Here is an 18405-nt window from a genome sequence, read left to right as displayed (position 1 = left end):
CGGCACGGCCGTCGCCCGCACCACATCTCCGGCAGCACAAGACGCTGGCCTTCCCTCAGTGGGTCGACCACGGCGACCTCTCCGTCACCGCGCCGGCCAGGCACATCGACGTCACGCCGTGACCTCACGGCAGGACGGGCCGCCACCGGGAGCTTCGCCGCCGGTGGCGGCCTCTCTCACGCGCCCGCTCCCCCGTCCACCTGCAGGATCGCGCCCGACACGAAGGATGCCCGGTCGCTGAGGAGCCAGGCGGCGGCTTCGGCGATCTCTTCGGGGGCGGCCGTGCGGCCGAGCGGGGTCATGGACTTCATACGATCGATGACGCCGGGGGTGGCCGCGTCCCAGTCGCGGACCATCTCGGTGAGCGTGCCGCCCGGGGCGACGGCGTTGACGCGGATGCCCTCGGGGCCGTAGGTGACGGCGGCGGACTGGGTGAGGCTGTTGACGGCCCGCTTCAGGGCGCCGTAGACGGGCAGGACGGGGTTGGCCCGGAGGCTGCCGATGGAGGAGTTGTTGACGATGGCGCCGCCGGAGGCGGTGGCACGGATGGCCTTGACCTCCGCGGTCATGGCCAGCCAGACGCCCTTGAGGTTCACGCTGGTGATGTGGTCGAAGTCCGGCTCGGGCAGTTCGTCCAGAGGGCCGGGGTGCTGGGCGATCGCGCCGTTGTTGAAGGCGATGTCGAGGCGGCCGTAGACCTCCACGGTGCGGTCGACGGCGGCGCGGACGCTCGCCGCGTCGGCCAGGTCGCAGACCACGTGGTCCGCGGTGCCGCCCGCCGCGCGGATCTCCTCGGTGACCGCCTTGAGCTGGTCCTCGGTGCGGGCCGCCAGCAGGACCCGGGCGCCCTCGCGGGCGAAGAGCCGGGCGGCGGCCGCACCGATACCGCGGCCGGCGCCGGTGATGAAGGCGACCTTGTCGGTCAGCAGGCCCTGGTGGGTGATCGCGGTGTTTTCCATGGCTTCGAGCCTGGCCCCGGGGCCACCGCTCATCCAGGCACCGGCGGTACCTGGATGGGACCTGCCGCCCGGCGCACACTGGTGGCGTGGACAAGCAAGAACTCGCAGCGTTCCTGCGCAGCAGGCGCGAGCGGATCTCCCCCGCCGAAGTGGGGCTGCCGCGCGGCCCGCGTCGCCGTACTCCCGGGCTGCGGCGCGAGGAGGTGGCGCAGCTGGCGTTCATCTCGACCGAGTACTACACGCGGCTCGAACAGGCCCGGGGGCCGCGTCCGTCGCGGGAGGTGCTGGGCGGTCTCGCGCGGGCGCTGCGGCTGTCGGACGCCGAGCGTGGGCATCTCCATCACCTCGCCGGGGCTCCGCCCGGACCGCCGCCCGGGCCCTCCCGCGAGGTGCGGCAGAGCCTCCTCGATCTGCTGCGCCGGCTGCCGCAGGCCGCTGCCTTCGTGACGTCCGCGACCTTCGAGGTACTGGCCTGGAACGATCTCGCCGCCGCCCTCATGGAGGACTTCTCCGCCCTGCCCCCGCGCGACCGCAACCTGGTACGCCGCGCCTTCCTCACCCCGCGCCCGGAAGGCAGCAGGCTGTACGGGGTGTCGGACGTCGACGCCTTCGCCCGGCTCTCGGCACAGCGGCTGCGTGCCGTCGCCGCCCGCTACCCCGACTCGCCGGCGGTGACCGGGCTGGTGGCCGAACTCCTCGCCGGAAGCGAGGAGTTCCGCCGCCTGTGGGAGTCGCACGACGTGTCCGCCGAGCCCACCCTCACCAAGACCTTCCAGCACCCGGTGGTGGGCCCGGTCACCGTCAACTGCGACGCCCTCGACATCACCGACCGGGACCAGCAGGTCGTGATCTACACCGCCACCCCGGGCTCACCGTCGGAGGAGGCGTTGCGTCTGCTGGCCGTCATCGGAACGCAGCGGATGGATCAGCAGGACGTCTTGCCCGCGTAGATCGCCAGCGCCGTGTTGGAGCCCAGGGTGGCGGTGAACTGCCCGCTGGAGTTCACGGTCACCGTCGTGTTGTTCTGGACGTTGCAGTACGTGCCCGCGGCCAGTGACGTCTGGTACGTCTGGGTCAGCGAGTACGACTCGTGGTTGATGGCCACGTAGCCCTTGCTGCCGCGCCCGAATCCGATCGCGTCGTTGCCGTCGTCCCACCAGTTGGTGAGGGACTGGCCGCTGGTGGCGTTGCGGAAGGCGACCATGGACTTGATCTCCGGCCAGGCGTGCTGGCACTTCCAGCCGTCCTGCCAACAGGCCGTCACCGCGCCGTTGTTGGGCGGTCCGGCGTCCGCGTCCGACCACTCGTAGCCGGAGTTGATGTCGGGGGCGCCGTAGGGGTAGGCGAGCATGAAGACGTTGGCCAGCGTGTAGTTGGCGCCGTCCTTGTAGTTCAAGGTCGAGCCGTTGCGCTCGGTGTCGTGGTTGTCGACGAAGACTCCCGCCACCGAGCTGCTCATGTAGCCCCAGCCCTCGCCGTAGTTCTTCAGGTAGGCGAGGTTCTCGTTGTTGAAGACGCGCTTGAGGTCGTAGGCGTAGCGGAACTCCTGGACGTCCCCGTTGCCGGTGTACTCGGTGGGCTGGACGGCCTCGCCGGCGCCGTAGATGACCTCCTGCTTCCAGTAGACGGAGGGGTTCGACAGGCGCGACTTGATGTTCGCGAGGTCGGTCGCCGGGATGTGCTTGGCCGCGTCGATGCGGAAGCCGTCGGCGCCGTAGCCGAGGAGGGAGTTCATGTAGCCGGCGATGGTGGCGCGGACGTACTCCTCGCCGGTGTCGAGGTCGGCGAGGCCGACCAGTTCGCAGTTCTGGACGTTGGCGCGGTTGGTGTAGTCGCTGACCGTGGCGGTGCAGTCGTCCATGTCGTACGAGGAGTACAGGCCCGGGTAGTTGTACTTCGTGTACGACGAGCCGCCGGTGCCGGTGCCGCTGCCCGCCGACATGTGGTTGATGACCGTGTCGACGACGACCTTCACACCCGCCGCGTGGCAGGTGTTGATCATGCTCTGGAAAGCGGTTGCGTCACCGAGCCGCCCGGCGATCTTGTAGCTCACCGGCTGGTACGACGTCCACCACTGCGAGCCCTGTATGTGCTCGGCGGGCGGGGACACCTGGACGTAGCCGTAGCCGGCGGGGCCGAGGGTGTTGGTGCACTCCTTGGCGACCGAGGCGAAGTTCCACTCGAAGAGGACGGCGGTGACGTCCTTGGTGCCGGGCGGGGAGGCGTGTGCGGTACCCGGCACCAGGACCGCCGTCGCGGCGGCGAGGGCGAAGGCTCCTGCAAGTGATCTGCTGCTGGCCATGTGGGGTTCCTTCTCCGTTGAAGGCTCTTGAATGTTCTTGCTGAAATCCCGTGGAAACCTTGCGGTGGCCAGATGTTAAAGGCCCGCCGCCCAAAAGGGCAGCGGGCCGTGTGAAGTTGATGAAAGAACTTACGGAGTCGTCGTCCACCAGACCGTCGTGTCGGTGGGCAGCTTCGCCTCGCCGTCCGCCTCGGTCACCTCACCGCTGGCGAGCAGCAGTCGGCCGTACGCCGACGTCGTCACCGACTCCCCGCTGGTGTTCGCGACACACACGAACTCCCCCCGCCGGAAGGCGAGTACGCCCTCGGGCGCCCGCAGCCACTCCACCGAGTCGCCCGCGCCGAGGTCTGGCTGGGTGCGCCGGGCGGCGAGCGCGGCCCGGTACAGCTCGAGCGTCGAGCCGGCCGTCCCGGTCTGCGCCTCGATGCTCAACTCGCCCCAGCCGTCCGGCTGCGGCAGCCAGCTCCCGCCGTTCCCGAAGCCGTACGACGATCCGGTGCGCGTCCACGGGATCGGCACCCGGCACCCGTCGCGGAAGCCGTCCTGGCCCGCGCCCCTGAAGTAGGCGGGGTCCTGGCGCACTTCGTCCGGCAGGTCGACGACGTCCGGCAGGCCGAGTTCCTCGCCCTGGTAGATGTAGGCCGAGCCGGGCAGCGCCAGCATCAGCAGGGTCGCCGCACGGGCCCGGCGCAGGCCCAGCTCCCGGTCGCCCGCCGTGCGGATCTGGGTGCCGAGGCCGGGCGGGTTGGCGAAGCGGGTGGCGTGCCGGGTGACGTCGTGGTTGGAGAGGACCCAGGTGGCGGGGGCGCCGACCGGTCGCATGGCCTCCAGCGTCCGGTCGATGACCGTACGGAGCTCATCGGCGTCCCAATCGGTCGACAGGTACTGGAAGTTGAAGGCCTGGTGGAGTTCGTCGGGGCGGACGTAGTTGGCCGTCCGCTCCACGGTCGGGGTCCACGCCTCGGCGACGAAGATGCGCTCGCCGGCGTACTCGTCGAGGACCGTGCGCCACTGGCGGTAGATGTCGTGCACGCCGTCCTGGTCGAAGAACGGCATGACATCGTTGCCCAGCAGCTTGAGCTGTTCGTGCGAGCCGAGGTCGGGCAGCCCCTCCGCCTTCACCAGCCCGTGGGCGACGTCGATACGGAAACCGTCGACGCCGATGTCGAGCCAGAAGCGGAGAACGGACCTGAACTCGTCGCCCACCGCCGGGTGTTCCCAGTTGAAGTCGGGCTGCTCGGGCGCGAAGAGGTGCAAGTACCACTCCCCGTCCGGGACTTGGGTCCAGGCCGGGCCGCCGAAGATGGACTCCCAGTCGTTGGGCGGGAGTTCGCCGTGCTCGCCCTTTCCGGGGCGGAAGTGATAGCGCTCCCGCAGCGGCGAGCCGGGCCCCTCCCGCAACGCCCGCTTGAACCACTCGTGCTGGTCCGAGGAGTGGTTGGGGACCAGGTCCACGATAATGCGCAGGCCGAGTCCGTGGGCGTCGCGGATCAGCGCGTCGGCGTCGAGCAGGTTGCCGAACATCGGGTCCACGGCACGGTAGTCGGCGACGTCGTAGCCCGCGTCCGCCTGCGGGGAGGCGTAGAACGGGCTGAGCCAGACGGCGTCGACACCGAGGTCGCGCAGATACGGGAGCCGGGAGCGTACGCCCTCCAGGTCGCCCATGCCGTCACCGTTGCTGTCGGCGAAGCTGCGCGGATAGACCTGGTAGATCACCGCGTCTCTCCACCAGTCGCCTCGCTTGGCTTTGGCGGGGTTCGGTGCCGGGGCGACGGCCGAGTGCTGCTGGGTCATGGCGTCCTTGGTACGTAACGGAAGTTGGGGCGAGGCGGCCGAAGTGTCAGCGGGGTCGGATGGACACCACGGCCGCCCCGGGATAGGGGGTTTGGGGGGCACGCCCCCCAAAAAAAGGGGCGCGGGGCTGTATCGATATGCGGCTCCGCCGCGTGGGCGCGACCAGCCACAACGCACCCGCAGCCGACAACGAAACCGGCAGTCAGCCCTTCGTGCCACCCGCGGTGAGCCCGGTGACCAGGTTCTTCTGCACGAGATAGAAGAACGCGGCCACAGGTATCGCGATCAGCACGGCCGTCGCCGCCATCAGGTTCCGCTGCGCGTCGTGCTCGCTCACGAACGTCTGGAGCCCCACCGCGAACGTGTACTTCGTGTCGGACAGCATGAACGTCGAGGCGAAGGCGACCTCGCCGAAAGCCGTGAGGAAGCTGTAGAACGCGGCGACCGCCAGGCCCGGCTTGGCGAGCGGCAGGATCAGTCGCGCGAACGTGCCGAAGGGGTTCAGCCCGTCGACGCGTCCGGCCTCGTCGATCTCGAACGGGATCGTGTCGAAGTAGCCCTTGAGCAGCCAGGCGCAATACGGCACCGCCGTCGAGCAGTAGACGAGGATGAGACCAAGGTAGCTGTCGATGAGCTGCAGATCCGCGAGAATCTGGTACATCGGCACAATAAGTACCGCTATCGGGAACATCTGGGTGACCAGCAGCACCCACATGAACTTCCGGTAGCCGGGAAAGCGCATGCGCGAGACGGCGTAGCCGGTGCTGGCCGCGATGGTCACGCCGATGACCGTGGTGCCGAGCGAGACGATCAGCGAGCTCTTCAACCAGTCGAAGAACTCGGTGTGCTGGAGCACGAACGAGTAGTTGCCGAGCGTCATCTTCTTCCAGATGCCGGCCGGGTGGAGGTAGTCGTCCGAGTCCGGGCCCAGCGAGAGGAAGACCAGCCAGGCGATCGGGAAGAGCGCGATCAGGCTCGCGACGATCAGGATGCCGTGCGAGGTGAGAGAGCCGGCGCGGCCCAACTCGCCGCGGCGGCGCGTCCGGCGGGGTGTGGTCGTGGTGCTCATGGGGACTCCTGCCTCAGATCGCGAGCTGCTGGTCGTTGCGGTTCAGCCAGCGGCGGTAGAAGGAGGTGAAGACGATCAGGATGGCCAGCAGCAGGATGCCGTAGGCCGCCGACTGGGCGAAGTCACGCGGCTGTTGGCCGAAGCCGAGGTAGTACGACCAGGTGACGAGGATCGAGGCGTCGGGGGCCGTGTTGCCGAACAGCAGGAAGATGACGGCGAACTGGTTGAAGGTCCAGATGACGCCGAGGAGTACGACGGTGGAGCTGACCGACCGCAGGCCCGGGAGGGTGACGTAGCGGAAGCGCTGCCAGGGGCTCGCGCCGTCCATCTCGGCGGCCTCGTAGAGCGAGGCGTCGATGGACTGCAGTCCGCCGAGCATCGAGACCATCATGAAGGGCACGCCGCACCAGGTGTTGACCATGATCGCGGCCGTCCGCTGCCAGAACGTGCTTTCCAGCCAGTCGGGTTGGGGCAGGTGCAGGGTGTGCAGCGCGGTGTTGATGATGCCGCCGTCGGCGAGCATGAAGCGCCAGCCGAACACAGTGACGAAGGTGGGGACGGCCCACGGCAGGATCAGGATCAGCCGGTACAGGATGCGTCCGCGCAGCTTCTGGTTGAGGAGCAGGGCGAGCGCGAGGCCGATCGTGTAGTGCAGGGTGACGCAGACCGCGGTCCAGACGATCGTCCAGATGAAGTGCGACCAGAAGCGGTCGTACGAGGTCGGGCCGAACAGGATGTCCTTGTAGTTGTCGAGACCGATGAACTTGTAGGTGGCGTCGATGTGGTTGACGCCGATCGTGCGCGCGGTGTTGAGGCTGTTGGCGTCGGTGAGCGTCAGGTACAGGCCGTACACCAGGGGGTAGAGCACGAGGACGCCGAGCACGACGACCACGGGGATGATCATCGCGTACGCGTACCAGTGCTTCTGGTAGGCGGACTTGAGGCGCCCGCGGGGTCCGGGTCGGGGTGCGCGGTCACCGTGGCGCTTGCCGGTCGCGCGGTCGATGGCGACTGTCATGGTTCGTTCGACACCTTCTGGAAGGTCAGGAGTTGGGCCGGTGCGCAGGCCGGGCGGCCGCCGGATCCGTCCCCCAGGCTGCTGCTTGAGGATCCGGCGGCCACCAGGACTACTTGCTGAAGTCCGGGACCAGCTTCTGGATCGCGAGTTCGGCGTTGCTCAGGCCCTTGGTGAGGGACTCCTTGCCGCCGGCGATCTTGGGCAGTTCGGTGTCCAGCGGACCCCACAGCGAGCTGTACTCGGCCAGCGCCGGGCGCGGCTGGGCGGCGCCGAGGACACTCTGGAAGCCGGCGATGCCCGGGTCGGCCTTGACGGCGGCGGTGTAGGCGTCGTCGCGGGTCGGCAGCGTCGAGTTCTTCAGCGCGATCGTCGACTGCGAGGCGGCGGAGGTCATGAAGTTGACGAACTTCAGGGACGCCTTCTGGTGCGCCGAGTCCGAGCCGGCGTAGACCGAGAGGTTGTGACCGCCGGTCGGAGCACCGGACTTGCCGGTGGAGCCCGCCGGGATCTGGGCGATGCCGAGGTTGGACTTGTCCTTGAAGGCCGAGCCCTTGTAGAAGTTCGTGATCTCCCAGGGGCCCTGGATGATCGAGGCGACCTGGCCGTTGACGAACGCGTCCTGGATGTGGGCGTAGGCGTCGGCGGTGGTGTCGGCGTCGTGCAGGCCCTGGCCGGTGAAGAGGCTGAGCCAGGTGCCGTAGGCCTTCTGCGCGGCGGCGGAGTTCACGGTGATCTTCTTGGCGGCGGCGTCGACGGTGTCGGTGCCCTCGCCGTAGAGGAAGGTCTGCGCGTAGTAGGCCTGGGTGGAGCCCCAGTAGCCGTACACCTTCTCCTTGGCGTCGATCTTGGAGGCGTCGGCCTTCAACTCGTCCCAGGTGGTGGGCGGTGCGGTGATGCCGGCCTTCTTGAAGATCGCCTTGTTGTAGACGAGGGCGAGGGTGTCGGTGACCAGCGGCACACCGTAGGTCTTGCCGTGGTACTGGGCCTGCGTGATCAGGTTCGGCTTGAACTTGGCCTGGTCGGCGAGGGCTTCGGTGCCGTCGAGCGGCAGGAAGTAGCCCTTCTTCGCGAACGCGGGGGTCCAGCCGACCTCCGAACGCAGCACGTCCGGGGCGCCCTTGGAGCCGGCGGCGGTGTCGAACTTGTTCTGCGCCTGGTCGAAGGGCACGTTGACGTACTTGACCTTGATGTTCTTGTTGGCGGCCTCGAACTTGGCGACCAGGGCCTTGTACGTGGGTGCCTCATTGGTGGCGTTGGAGGTGTCCCACCAGGTGATGGTGACCGGCCCGTCCGACTTGCCGCTGCCACTGTCACTGCCGCCGCAGGCCGTCGCCGCGAGGGCGAGGGACGCCACCAGAGCGGTGGCCGCTATGCCACGCCGCATGAGTTCTCCTTGAGGGTGAAAGCCCGTGTGCCGCAGGGGGCGGGCCCGTCCGCCGCCTCTGTGACTCGCCGACCGCTCCTTCGCCGCCGCCGGGCGTCGCCGAACGTAACAGCGATGAAAGCGTTGCGAAAGTCCTTGCTGCAAAAAACTGCAAGACGGCCCGAGAGTTACCCGCCCGTGACTTCTTCTCGATCCGGTTGAAACCGAGTATTGATGCGGCTCAGCGGGCGATGAGACACTTGTGCAAGACTCTGCAAGCTCTTGCCGCACGTCGTATACCGACCAGAAGCCCACCAGAACACGAGGGATCGCGATGACGCAGCAACCCGCAGCGCGCCGACGGCCGGTACAGTCCACTCCCGTGACCACACGGCTTGCCGACATCGCCGCCCAGGCGGGGGTGAGCGAGGCGACCGTCAGCCGCGTCCTCAACGGCAAGCCGGGCGTCGCCGCAACCACCCGCCAGTCCGTCCTCGCCGCCCTCGACGTGCTCGGCTACGAGCGTCCCGTGCGGCTGCGGCAGCGCAGCGAGGGCCTGGTCGGTCTCATAACGCCGGAGCTGGAGAACCCGATATTCCCCGCCCTGGCGCAGGTCATCGGGCAGGCGCTGACGCGGCAGGGCTACACCCCGGTGCTCGCCACCCAGACCCCGGGCGGGTCCACGGAGGACGAGCTGACCGAGATGCTCGTCGACCGCGGGGTGGCCGGCATCATCTTCGTCTCCGGACTGCACGCGGACACCTCCGCGGACATGCAGCGCTACGAGCAACTCCGGGCGCAGGGCGTGCCGTTCGTGCTCGTGGACGGCTTCTCGCCCAAGGTGCAGGCGCCGTTCATCTCGCCGGACGACCGCGCGGCGATGACCCTCGCCGTCACCCACCTCGTCTCCCTCGGCCACACCCGCATCGGCCTCGCGCTGGGCCCCAAGCGCTTCGTACCCGTACAACGCAAGATCGAGGGCTTCGTCCGCACGATGCAGGACCAACTGGCCCTGACCGCCGAGGATGTGGAGACTCGGCTGGTGCAGCACTCGCTGTACACGCTGGAGGGCGGACAGGCCGCCGCCGCCGCGCTGATCGACCGCGACTGCACGGCGATCGTGTGCGCGAGCGACATGATGGCGCTCGGGGCGATACGGGCGGCCCGGCAGCGGGGTCTCCAGGTACCCACGGACGTCTCGGTGGTCGGCTTCGACGACTCCCCGCTGATCGCGTTCACCGACCCGCCGCTGACCACGATCCGCAAGCCGGTGCCGGCGATGGGACAGGCGGCGGTACGGACGCTGCTGGAGGAGATCGGCGGGACTCCCGCCCCGCACAGTGAGTTCGTGTTCATGCCGGAACTGGTGGTACGGGGTTCGACGGCTTCGGCGCCCGGGGAGCGGAATCGTCCCTAATGGGGAGAAAACACGGCGGCTTCCCCTGCGTCGGTAGTAGTACGGGGACTCTTCTCGTCGTAGAACATGCGAGCCGGACCCGACCAGGGGATGATCGGTCGGAGAAGCCTTTTCTGGCAGACTTTGTGTCTATGGGTGAGACCACCGTGACGACATTGGAAGGCCGTGGGGAAGCCGTTCCGAGCCCCGTCGCGGACGCCGCGGGGCACGGTTTCCTGCGCCGGTTGCGGACTCCGCGCCGGCCCCGGCTGTGGTTCGAGATCCTGCTGATCGCGGTGAGTTACTGGACGTACTCACAGATCCGCAACGCGGTTCCGGAGCAGCGGACCGAGGCACTGCGCAACGCCGACTGGATCTGGCGCGTGGAGAACGACCTCGGCATCGCCGTCGAGCAGTCGGTCAACCACGCGGTGAACTCGGTGACTTGGCTGATCGTCGGCATGAACTACTACTACGCGACACTGCACTTCGTGGTGACGCTGGGTGTTCTGGTGTGGCTGTACCGCAGTCATCCGGGCCGGTACGCGGCGACCCGCCTGGTCCTCTTCGCGACCACGGCCGTGGCCCTGGTCGGCTACTACTTCTTCCCGCTGGCCCCGCCCCGCCTGATGAACGGCGGCCACTTCGTCGACACCGTCATGGTCCACCAGACCTGGGGCTCGATGGCCTCCGGCGACCTGAAGCACATGTCGAACCAGTACGCCGCGATGCCGTCCATGCACATCGGGTGGTCCCTGTGGTGCGGCCTGACGATCTTCGCCCTGGCGAAACTCCCCTGGGTCCGGATCCTCGGCCTCCTCTACCCGGCGGCGACCCTCATGGTCATCGTCTCCACCGCCAACCACTTCTGGCTCGACGCGGTGGGCGGCATGCTCTGCCTGGCCTTCGGCTTCGCGGTCTCCCGCCTCTGGTACGGCGCCTACCCGTACTCCCTGCCGCGCACGGTGGCGGTGCGGGGAGCGGACGGGCTCTGGCTGCCGACCAAGGCGTAGCCCGCACTGGGGCCCGTCCGGCAGGTCATGCCGGAGACGCGGGGTCTGGCACGCCCTCCCCCACTGCCTTAAAGGCGTGGGGGACCCCCAGCGGCGTTGTCGTCGGTTGCCGACTCCCCCAGTCTCGACTTCGTTCGACCGGGAGGGACCTCCATCGCGTCGGCGCCTTCCTCCGCCTTGCAGCTGCACGCGCCAGCCCCCGCTCACCTGTGCTTATGAGGCGCCGCTGCTTTCCTCCGACCTGATCCGCCGGACAGGTCCTAGCCCGAGGCGGGTCCCCCGGTCGCCGCGTCCCGCAGCGCCCGCAGAAACGCCCGCAGGGCCGGTTGCGGCGGTGCCGTCCCGCGGACGGCCGCGTGGATGGTCCGCACCGGCTCCGGATCCCGTACGACCCGTACGACCACGTCCGGATGGCGGCTGCCCAGCCCCAGCCGGGGAATCAGGGTCACCCCGAGGCCTGCCGCCACGAAACCCTGAGCGGTCACGTAGTCCTCGCTCTGGACCGCGAACCCGGGCCGGAATCCCGCCGCCGCACACGCGCCGAGCTGGGCGTCGAGACACGGCCCCGGCCACTCGCTCCCGACCCACGCCTCCTCGGCCAGCTCCCGCAGCTCCACACTCCGCCGCGCGGCCAGCCGGTGCCCCTTGGGCAGCACGGCGAGATAGGGATCGTCGAGCAGCTTCACCAGCCGTACGCCGTCGGGAACACGGGACTCCCCCACGACCAGCGCGACATCCGCCCGCCCCTCCTTCACGTCCGGCAGCGGGTCCTCGGGGTCGGTCAGCTTCAACTCCAGCCGTACTCCCGGGTGTTCGGCGCGGAGCCGGGCCACGGCGGGGGCGACCAGGGCGGCACCGGCGGTGGCGAAGTAGCGGACCGTGAGCAGTCCCGTGCGCCCGGCCACCAGGTCCGCCAGCGCCGTCTCCGCCTCGGCGACCTGCCGCCCGATCGCGTCCGCGTACCCGGTGAGCAGCAACCCGGCCGCCGTGGGCCGCACCCCGCGCCCCACCCGCTCCAGCAGTGCGGTCCCGGCCTCCTTCTCCAGCGCCCCGACCTGCTGGCTGACGGCCGACGGCGTGCAGCCAAGCCGGGCCGCCGCCGCGGTCACCGACCCGCTGTCCACCACGGCCCGCAGCACCTGCATGCGTCGCACATCAAGCATGTAGTAGAGGTTAACAGTGCCTGTAGAACTCTTCGCTTGTGCTGAAATGTTTCCTGCCGGACGGTAGACGCATGAAGCCCGCCTCCACCCTCCGCATGGCCGTGCTCGCCCTTCTGTGGGGTTCGGGCTTCCTGTGGATCAAACTCGCCCTGGACCACGGCCTCTCCCCCGCCGAGATCACGATCACCCGCTGCGCCCTGGGCTCGCTGGTCCTGCTGGCCCTGGCCCGCTCCAAAGGCCAGCGCCTCCCCCGTGACCGCAGGACGTGGGGCCGGCTCGCGGTGGCCGCCCTCTTCTGCAACGCCGTCCCGTTCGCCCTGTTCAGCGTGGGCGAGCAGACCGTCGACTCCGGGATCGCGGGCGTCCTGAACGCCACAACTCCCTTGTGGTCCCTGCTGATCGGCATCGCCCTCGGCACCGACCGCGGCCTCGGCCGCACCCGCCTCACCGGCCTTGTGCTCGGCTTCGCGGGTACGGTCCTGATCTTCGCCCCTTGGCAGCGCTCGGGCCTGGCCGGCTGGGGCGCGCTCGCCCTGCTGGCCGCCGCCGCGAGCTACGCCGTGGCCTTCGCCTACATGGCCCGCAAACTCACCACCGGCCAGGCCCCGTTGGCGGTCTCGGCGGCCCAACTGCTGGCGGCGACGGCCTGGACGGCACTCGCCCTACCGGCCGCGGGCCCGGTGCACCCCGACCTCACGGCACTGCTGGCGGTGACCGCCCTCGGCGTCCTGGGCACCGGCGTGACCTTCTACCTCAACTACCGCCTGATCGCCGACGAGGGCGCGACGAGCGCCGCAACGGCCGGATATCTGCTGCCGGTCGTGTCGGTGTCCCTGGGGGCGGTGCTGCTGGACGAGAGGGTGGGGTTGCGGGTGGTGGCGGGCATGGCGGTAGTCCTGGTGAGCGTCGCCCTTACAAGGCGCCGCTCGGCGGAGTCTTTCAGGGGCGCGGGGAACTGCGCGCCCAGCCCCCACGCACCCCCCGCAGCCAAGAAACAACCCGCTCAGGCCCCGTAGAACAACACGTCCACCACACCACGTGCCCGACGAGTAGTACGCCGATAGTCGTCCAGCATGTCCCCCACATGCCCCGGCCCATACCCCAAGTACCGTCCCACAGCAGCCAGTTCACGCGGGTCAGAGGGAAACGTGTCCCCCGCCCGCCCCCGCACCAGCATCACCGCGTTACGGACCCGCGTGGCCAACACCCACGCCTCGTCCAGAGTCGCCGCGTCCTCGGCCGAGATCAGCTCGGCGGCACACGCGGCGGCAAGTGCCCCGCGCGTACGGGTGGTCCGCAGCCCCGGCTCGACCCACCCGTGCCGCAACTGCATGAGCTGCACGGTCCATTCGACGTCGGAGAGTCCCCCACGCCCGAGTTTGGTGTGCAGCGTCGGGTCGGCGCCGCGAGGCAGCCGCTCGGACTCCATCCGGGCCTTCAACCGCCGGATCTCCCGTACGGCGTCGTCGCCGAGCCCGTCGGCCGGATACCGCAGCGGATCGATCAGCTCGATGAACCGGCGGCCCAACTCCTCGTCCCCGGCGACGGGTTCGGCCCGCAGCAGCGCCTGCGACTCCCAGACGAGGGACCACCGGCGGTAGTACGCCTCGTAGGAGTTCAACGACCGTACGAGCGGCCCCGACTTGCCCTCGGGACGCAGGTCCGCGTCGATCAGCAGGGGCGGGTCCGAGCTGGCGACCTGGAGCAGCCGGCGCATCTCGGAGACGACCTTGTTGGCCGCCTCGGAGGCCTCGCGCTCGGGCACGCCCTCGCGGGGTTCGTGCACGAACAGGACGTCCGCGTCGGAGCCGTAGCCCAGTTCGTGGCCGCCGAAGCGGCCCATGCCGATGACGGCGAAGCGGGTGGGGAGGGTGTCGCCCCAGCTCTCGCGGACCACCGCGCGCAGGGTACCGGCGAGGGTCGCCGCGGTCAGGTCGGAGACGGCCCCGCCGACCCGGTCGACGAGGGCGCCCTGGTCGGCCTCGGCGGGCTGGGTCTCGGTGCCGTAGGAGCCGACGATGTCGAAGGCGGCCGTACGGAAGAGTTCGCGGCGGCGGACGCCTCGGGCGAAGGTGACCGCCTGCACGGCGTCGTCGGCGCGGCCGACCGCGGCCAGTATCTCCTGGTCCAGATGGGCGCGTTCGCGGGGTTCGAGGCCGCTGCCGCCGTCGCCGTCGCCGAGCAGGGCGACCGCTTCGGGGGCGCGCATCAGGAGGTCGGGGGCGAGGCGGCCGGCCGACAGGACGCGGGCGAGGTTCTCGGCGGCGGCGCCCTCGTCCCTCAACAGCCTTAGGTACCAGGGTGTCTTGCCGAGCGCGTCGGAGACCTTGCGGAAGTTGAGGAGGCCCGCGTCCGGGTCGGCGGAGTCCGCGAACCAGCCCAACAGGACGGGCAGCAGGGTGCGTTGGATGGCGGCCTTGCGGGTGACGCCGGAGGCGAGGGCCTCGATGTGGCGCAGGGCCGCCGCCGGGTCGACGTAGCCGAGGGCCACCAGCCGTTCGCGGGCCGCCTCGGCGCTCAACCTGGCCTCGCCGGGGGCGAGTTGGGCGACCGCGTCGAGCAGCGGACGGTAGAAGAGCTTCTCGTGCAGACGCCGTACGACCGTCGCGTGCCGCTTCCACTCTCGGTTGAGCTCGGCCACCGGGTCGGTGCGCAGGCCCATCGAGCGGCCGAGGCGGCGCTGGTCGGCGTCCTCGACGGGGACGAGGTGGGTGCGGCGCAACCGGTAGAGCTGGATGCGGTGTTCCATGGTGCGCAGGAAGCGGTAGGCGTCGTCGAGCCGGGCGGCGTCCTCGCGGCCGACGTAGCCGCCGGCGGCGAGGGCCTGGAGCGCGACGAGCGTGGTGCCGCTGCGCAGCGAGATGTCGGCGCGGCCGTGCACCAACTGCAGGAGCTGGACGGCGAATTCGACGTCCCGCAGGCCGCCGGGAGCGAGCTTCAGTTCGCGGTCGATCTCGGCGGCGGGGATGTTCTCGACGACACGGCGGCGCATCTTCTGCACATCGGTGACGAAGTTCTCGCGCTCGGCCGCCTGCCACACCAGGGGTTCGAGGGCGGCGACGTACTCCGCGCCGAGCGCGAGGTCGCCGGCCACCGGGCGGGCCTTCAACAGGGCCTGGAACTCCCAGGTCTTGGCCCAGCGCTGGTAGTAGGCGAGGTGGCTGGCGAGGGTGCGGACCAGCGGGCCGTTGCGGCCCTCGGGGCGGAGGTTGGCGTCGACGGGCCAGATGGAGCCCTCGACGGTGGTCTCGGAGCAGATCCGCATCATGTGCGCGGCGAGCTTGGTGGCGGCGCGCAGCGCCTTGCCCTCGTCGGCGCCGTCGACGGCCTCGCCGACGAAGATGACGTCGACGTCGGAGACGTAGTTCAGCTCGTGGCCGCCGCACTTGCCCATCGCGATCACCCCGAGCCGGCACAGCGCGGCGTCGTCGGGCGCGGCGGCTCGGGCGATGGCCAGGGCGGCGCGCAGGGTGGCGGTGGCGAGGTCGGCGAGCTCGGCGGCGGTCTGTGCGAGGTCGGTGGTGCCGCACACGTCGCGGGCGGCGATGGAGAGCAGACAGCGGCGGTAGGCGACGCGGAGGGCAACGGGGTCGGTGGCCTCTGCCAGCCCGCGCTCGAACTCCTCCACCCCGGGGTGGAGGTCGCGGGGCTCGTACATGACGAGGGCGTGCCAGTCGCGCGGATGCCGGGCGAGGTGGTCGCCGAGGGCGGCGGAGGCGCCGAGCACGCCGAGCAGCCGGTCCCGCAGGGGTTTCGCCGCGATCAGCGTGTCGGTCAGCTCACGCCGGGCGGTGGGCTCGGGCTGCGCCTCCAGGAGTCGTACGAGACCCTGAAGGGCCAGGTCGGGGTCGGCGGTGGCGCCGAGGGCCTCCAGCAGGACCGGGTCGTTCCTTATCGGCGCCAGCTCCGTGCTCTCCAGGAGCCGCTCGGCGGCCGAGGGATCGGTGAAGCCGTGCCGCAGCAGCCGCGTGAAGGTACTGCTTCTGCGTCCCGGCGCCGTCATCCTCGCCCTCCCTCGGATCAGGGTCGTTGCGATCCAGGTCGTATCTGGGTCGTTCCGATCTAGGTCGTAACGTCCCGAGCCTAACCGCAGGTGCGGAAGGTGGCCCCGGGGCGTGCGGCGATGAGTTCCGGCGGGGTACGGGGTCTGTCCTGCGGGAGCACGCACAGCCGACACCGGGAGAAGCCCATGACCGACAACGAACCGCAGACCCGTCTCGACCCCCGCTACAGCGACCCGGCGGCCACCGCGACCGACTGGGCCACGGCCGAGGCGCGGCTCGGGGCGGCCGAGCAGTTCTGGATCTCGACGGTGCGGCCGGACGGGCGGCCGCATGTGACGCCGTTGCCCGCGGTGTGGGCGGACGGGGCGCTGCATTTCTGCACCGGGCCCGAGGAGCGCAAGGCGCGCAATCTCGCCGACAACCCGCACGTCGTGCTGACGGCCGGCACGAGCACCTGGGACAAGGGGTACGACCTGGTCGTCGAGGGCGCGGCGGTGCGGGTCGTGGACGAGGACCGGCTGCGGGAGCTGGCCGCCGCGTGGGAGGCGAAGTACGGCAGCTTCTGGCACTTCGAGGTACGGGACGGGGCCTTCCACCACGGTGGCGGGTACGCGTTCGTCTTCGCTGTGGCGCCGCGCACGGTTTTCGGCTTCGGTAAGGGGGAGCCGTTCAGCCAGACGCGGTGGCGGTTCGAGTGACGCGCCTGACAGACGTGCCTAACGTGCCTGACAAAGGAGTCAAGCCATGGACATGACCCTCGAAGTGATTCTCCTCCCCGTCTCGGACGTGGACCGGGCCAAGGCGTTCTACCAGGACAAGGTCGGCTTCCACGTGGATCTCGACGGTGAGGTGATGGAGGGCGTACGGATCGTGCAGCTCACGCCGCCGGGGTCCGGCTGTTCGATCGCGCTGGTCGACGGCCTGCAGGTGCCGACCGGGACGCCGCAGCCGGGGACGTACCACGGCATGCAGCTGTGCGTGCAGGACGCCAAGGCGGCCTACGACGAGCTGACCGCGCGCGGGCTCGAGGTCAGCGAGCCGGTGCAGTTCGCGCCGCAGGACGGGGCGACGTTCATGTACTTCAAGGATCCGGACGGGAACGGCTGGGCGATCCAGGAGTACCGGAAGCGGGCGACCGAGCCGCTGCACCAGGTGCTGGCCCAACTGGCCGGACCGCAGCAGTAGTTCAGCACCGACCACTGACCACTGACCACTGACCACCGACATCAATTCACCACTTCTTCATCCGGTGGGTTGGGGGTGATGGGATGCGGGCATTTTGGCGTGTGCATGCTCTGTCCGCACCGTCACCCCCGTCCTCCCCCCCCCACCCGGAGGTTGAAGTGTCCGGCAGTACTGGCAATTCCGGCAGTTCCAGCGGTTCCGTAGGTTCCGTGTACCGCCGCAGCCGCGCCGTCGTGGCGTCCGCGCTCGCCTTCTCGGCAGCCGCCGTCGGGGTCTGGACAGGTTTCGGCACCGCCTCGACCGCGCATGCCGCGACCGCGGTGCCGACCCCGGACCACGTCGTCGTGGTGGTGATGGAGAACCACGCCTACAGCCAGGTCATCGGCTCCTCCAGTGCCCCCTACATCAACTCGCTCGCGTCCGGCGGCGCCGCCCTCACCCAGTCGTACGGGATCACCCACCCGAGCCAGCCGAACTACTTCGCCCTGTTCTCCGGCTCCACCCAGGGCATCACCAGCGACAGCTGCTACACCGCGGGCTTCTCCTCGGCCGCGAACCTCGCCTCCGAGGTGACGGCGGCGGGCGGCACCTGGGCCAGCTACAACGAGACGCTGCCCAGCCAGGGTTCGACGACGTGCAGCAGCGGCAACTACGCGCGCAAGCACAACCCCTGGTTCGGTTTCTCCAACGTCGCGACGTCCACGGCGAAGACCTTCGCGCAGTTCCCGACCGACTACACGACCCTCCCCGACATCTCCTTCGTGACGCCCAACCTGTGCAGCGACATGCACGACTGCTCGGTGGCGACCGGTGACACCTGGCTGAAGAACAACCTCGGCGCATACGCCACTTGGGCCAAGACTCACAACAGCCTGCTCGTCGTCACCTTCGACGAGGACAACCTGCTCAGCGGCAACCGCATCCCGACGGTGTTCTACGGCCAGCCGGTGACCACGGGCGCCACGTCCTCGACCACGTACAACCACTACAACCTGCTGCGGACCCTGGAGGACTCCCAGGGCCTGACCACCCACGCGGGCAACGCGGCCTCGGCCGCGGACATCACCGGCATCTGGGCGTCCTGAGATGTACGTGGCGGACAGCCGCGCCAACGCCGACCCGAGCGTCGGGGGTACTAC

15 protein-coding genes are annotated in these 18405 nt (G+C 69.7%); 7 read left to right on the top strand and 8 right to left on the bottom strand.

Going from position 1 to position 18405, the window contains the following annotated elements:
• Window positions 1-176: 176 nt before the first annotated feature.
• Window positions 177-959 carry a glucose 1-dehydrogenase gene (locus tag AB0I51_RS32885; protein WP_362981480.1) on the bottom strand — a complete coding sequence of 261 codons (783 nt, stop codon included), beginning with the start codon at window positions 957-959 and terminating at the stop codon, window positions 177-179.
• A gap of 86 nt (window positions 960-1045) precedes the next feature.
• Between AB0I51_RS32885 and AB0I51_RS32880 the strand changes: the two genes are divergently transcribed.
• Window positions 1046-1909, top strand: coding sequence for a helix-turn-helix transcriptional regulator (locus tag AB0I51_RS32880; protein ID WP_362981478.1), 864 nt, complete (start codon window positions 1046-1048; stop codon window positions 1907-1909).
• On the opposite strand, the gene AB0I51_RS32875 is transcribed toward AB0I51_RS32880, so the two are convergent.
• The 5 genes from AB0I51_RS32875 to AB0I51_RS32855 all read right to left on the bottom strand — a co-directional run bounded on the left by AB0I51_RS32875 (window position 1885) and on the right by AB0I51_RS32855 (window position 8526).
• Window positions 1885-3261 (bottom strand): alpha-amylase family protein, encoded by a 1377-nt coding sequence (locus tag AB0I51_RS32875; protein ID WP_362981476.1) that lies wholly within the window; start codon window positions 3259-3261, stop codon window positions 1885-1887. The two genes, AB0I51_RS32880 and AB0I51_RS32875, sit on opposite strands and share 25 nt — an antisense overlap.
• Window positions 3262-3390: 129 nt before the next feature.
• The gene (locus tag AB0I51_RS32870; protein WP_362981474.1) at window positions 3391-5055 is read right to left on the bottom strand and encodes a glycoside hydrolase family 13 protein; all 1665 of its coding nucleotides are present in this window, start codon (window positions 5053-5055) and stop codon (window positions 3391-3393) included.
• Window positions 5056-5257: 202 nt separating this feature from the next.
• Window positions 5258-6124: an ABC transporter permease subunit gene (locus tag AB0I51_RS32865; RefSeq protein ID WP_362981473.1), complete on the bottom strand. Its 867-nt coding sequence runs from the start codon at window positions 6122-6124 to the stop codon at window positions 5258-5260.
• A 13-nt stretch (window positions 6125-6137) separates the two neighbouring features.
• On the bottom strand, window positions 6138-7142 hold the full coding sequence (locus AB0I51_RS32860) for a sugar ABC transporter permease (protein ID WP_362981471.1): 1005 nt from the start codon (window positions 7140-7142) through the stop codon (window positions 6138-6140).
• Between the two features lie 109 nt (window positions 7143-7251).
• The gene (locus tag AB0I51_RS32855; RefSeq protein ID WP_362981469.1) at window positions 7252-8526 is read right to left on the bottom strand and encodes an extracellular solute-binding protein; all 1275 of its coding nucleotides are present in this window, start codon (window positions 8524-8526) and stop codon (window positions 7252-7254) included.
• 361 nt (window positions 8527-8887) lie between these two features.
• Here AB0I51_RS32855 and AB0I51_RS32850 point away from each other — a divergent pair, with 361 nt between their 5' ends.
• Window positions 8888-9922: a LacI family DNA-binding transcriptional regulator gene (locus AB0I51_RS32850; RefSeq protein ID WP_019067315.1), complete on the top strand. Its 1035-nt coding sequence runs from the start codon at window positions 8888-8890 to the stop codon at window positions 9920-9922.
• A gap of 131 nt (window positions 9923-10053) precedes the next feature.
• A complete protein-coding gene (locus AB0I51_RS32845) occupies window positions 10054-10914 on the top strand; it encodes a phosphatase PAP2 family protein (RefSeq protein WP_362981467.1) in 861 nt (286 codons plus the stop codon).
• A 260-nt stretch (window positions 10915-11174) separates the two neighbouring features.
• Here the strand turns inward: AB0I51_RS32845 and AB0I51_RS32840 are convergent, their stop codons facing one another.
• Window positions 11175-12077 carry a LysR family transcriptional regulator gene (locus AB0I51_RS32840; protein ID WP_362981465.1) on the bottom strand — a complete coding sequence of 301 codons (903 nt, stop codon included), beginning with the start codon at window positions 12075-12077 and terminating at the stop codon, window positions 11175-11177.
• 71 nt (window positions 12078-12148) lie between these two features.
• Between AB0I51_RS32840 and AB0I51_RS32835 the strand changes: the two genes are divergently transcribed.
• Window positions 12149-13093, top strand: coding sequence for a DMT family transporter (locus AB0I51_RS32835; RefSeq protein WP_362981463.1), 945 nt, complete (start codon window positions 12149-12151; stop codon window positions 13091-13093).
• Here the strand turns inward: AB0I51_RS32835 and AB0I51_RS32830 are convergent.
• Window positions 13081-16080: a bifunctional [glutamine synthetase] adenylyltransferase/[glutamine synthetase]-adenylyl-L-tyrosine phosphorylase gene (locus tag AB0I51_RS32830; RefSeq protein WP_362981461.1), complete on the bottom strand. Its 3000-nt coding sequence runs from the start codon at window positions 16078-16080 to the stop codon at window positions 13081-13083. The two genes, AB0I51_RS32835 and AB0I51_RS32830, sit on opposite strands and share 13 nt — an antisense overlap.
• Window positions 16081-16266: 186 nt before the next feature.
• Here AB0I51_RS32830 and AB0I51_RS32825 point away from each other — a divergent pair, with 186 nt between their 5' ends.
• The 3 genes from AB0I51_RS32825 to AB0I51_RS32815 all read left to right on the top strand — a co-directional run bounded on the left by AB0I51_RS32825 (window position 16267) and on the right by AB0I51_RS32815 (window position 18351).
• Entirely contained in the window at window positions 16267-16779 is a 513-nt protein-coding gene (locus AB0I51_RS32825) for a pyridoxamine 5'-phosphate oxidase family protein (RefSeq protein ID WP_362981459.1), read from the top strand.
• A 46-nt stretch (window positions 16780-16825) separates the two neighbouring features.
• Window positions 16826-17266: a VOC family protein gene (locus AB0I51_RS32820; RefSeq protein WP_262063037.1), complete on the top strand. Its 441-nt coding sequence runs from the start codon at window positions 16826-16828 to the stop codon at window positions 17264-17266.
• A gap of 209 nt (window positions 17267-17475) precedes the next feature.
• Window positions 17476-18351: an alkaline phosphatase family protein gene (locus AB0I51_RS32815; RefSeq protein ID WP_362981457.1), complete on the top strand. Its 876-nt coding sequence runs from the start codon at window positions 17476-17478 to the stop codon at window positions 18349-18351.
• Window positions 18352-18405 lie beyond the last annotated feature (54 nt).

The sequence above is a fragment of the Streptomyces sp. NPDC050549 genome (assembly GCF_040655035.1).
Classification (GTDB): Bacteria; Actinomycetota; Actinomycetes; order Streptomycetales; family Streptomycetaceae; genus Streptomyces.
The sequence above is the reverse complement of the archived record's forward strand: the minus strand, read 5'-3'. Positions and strand labels throughout refer to the sequence as shown.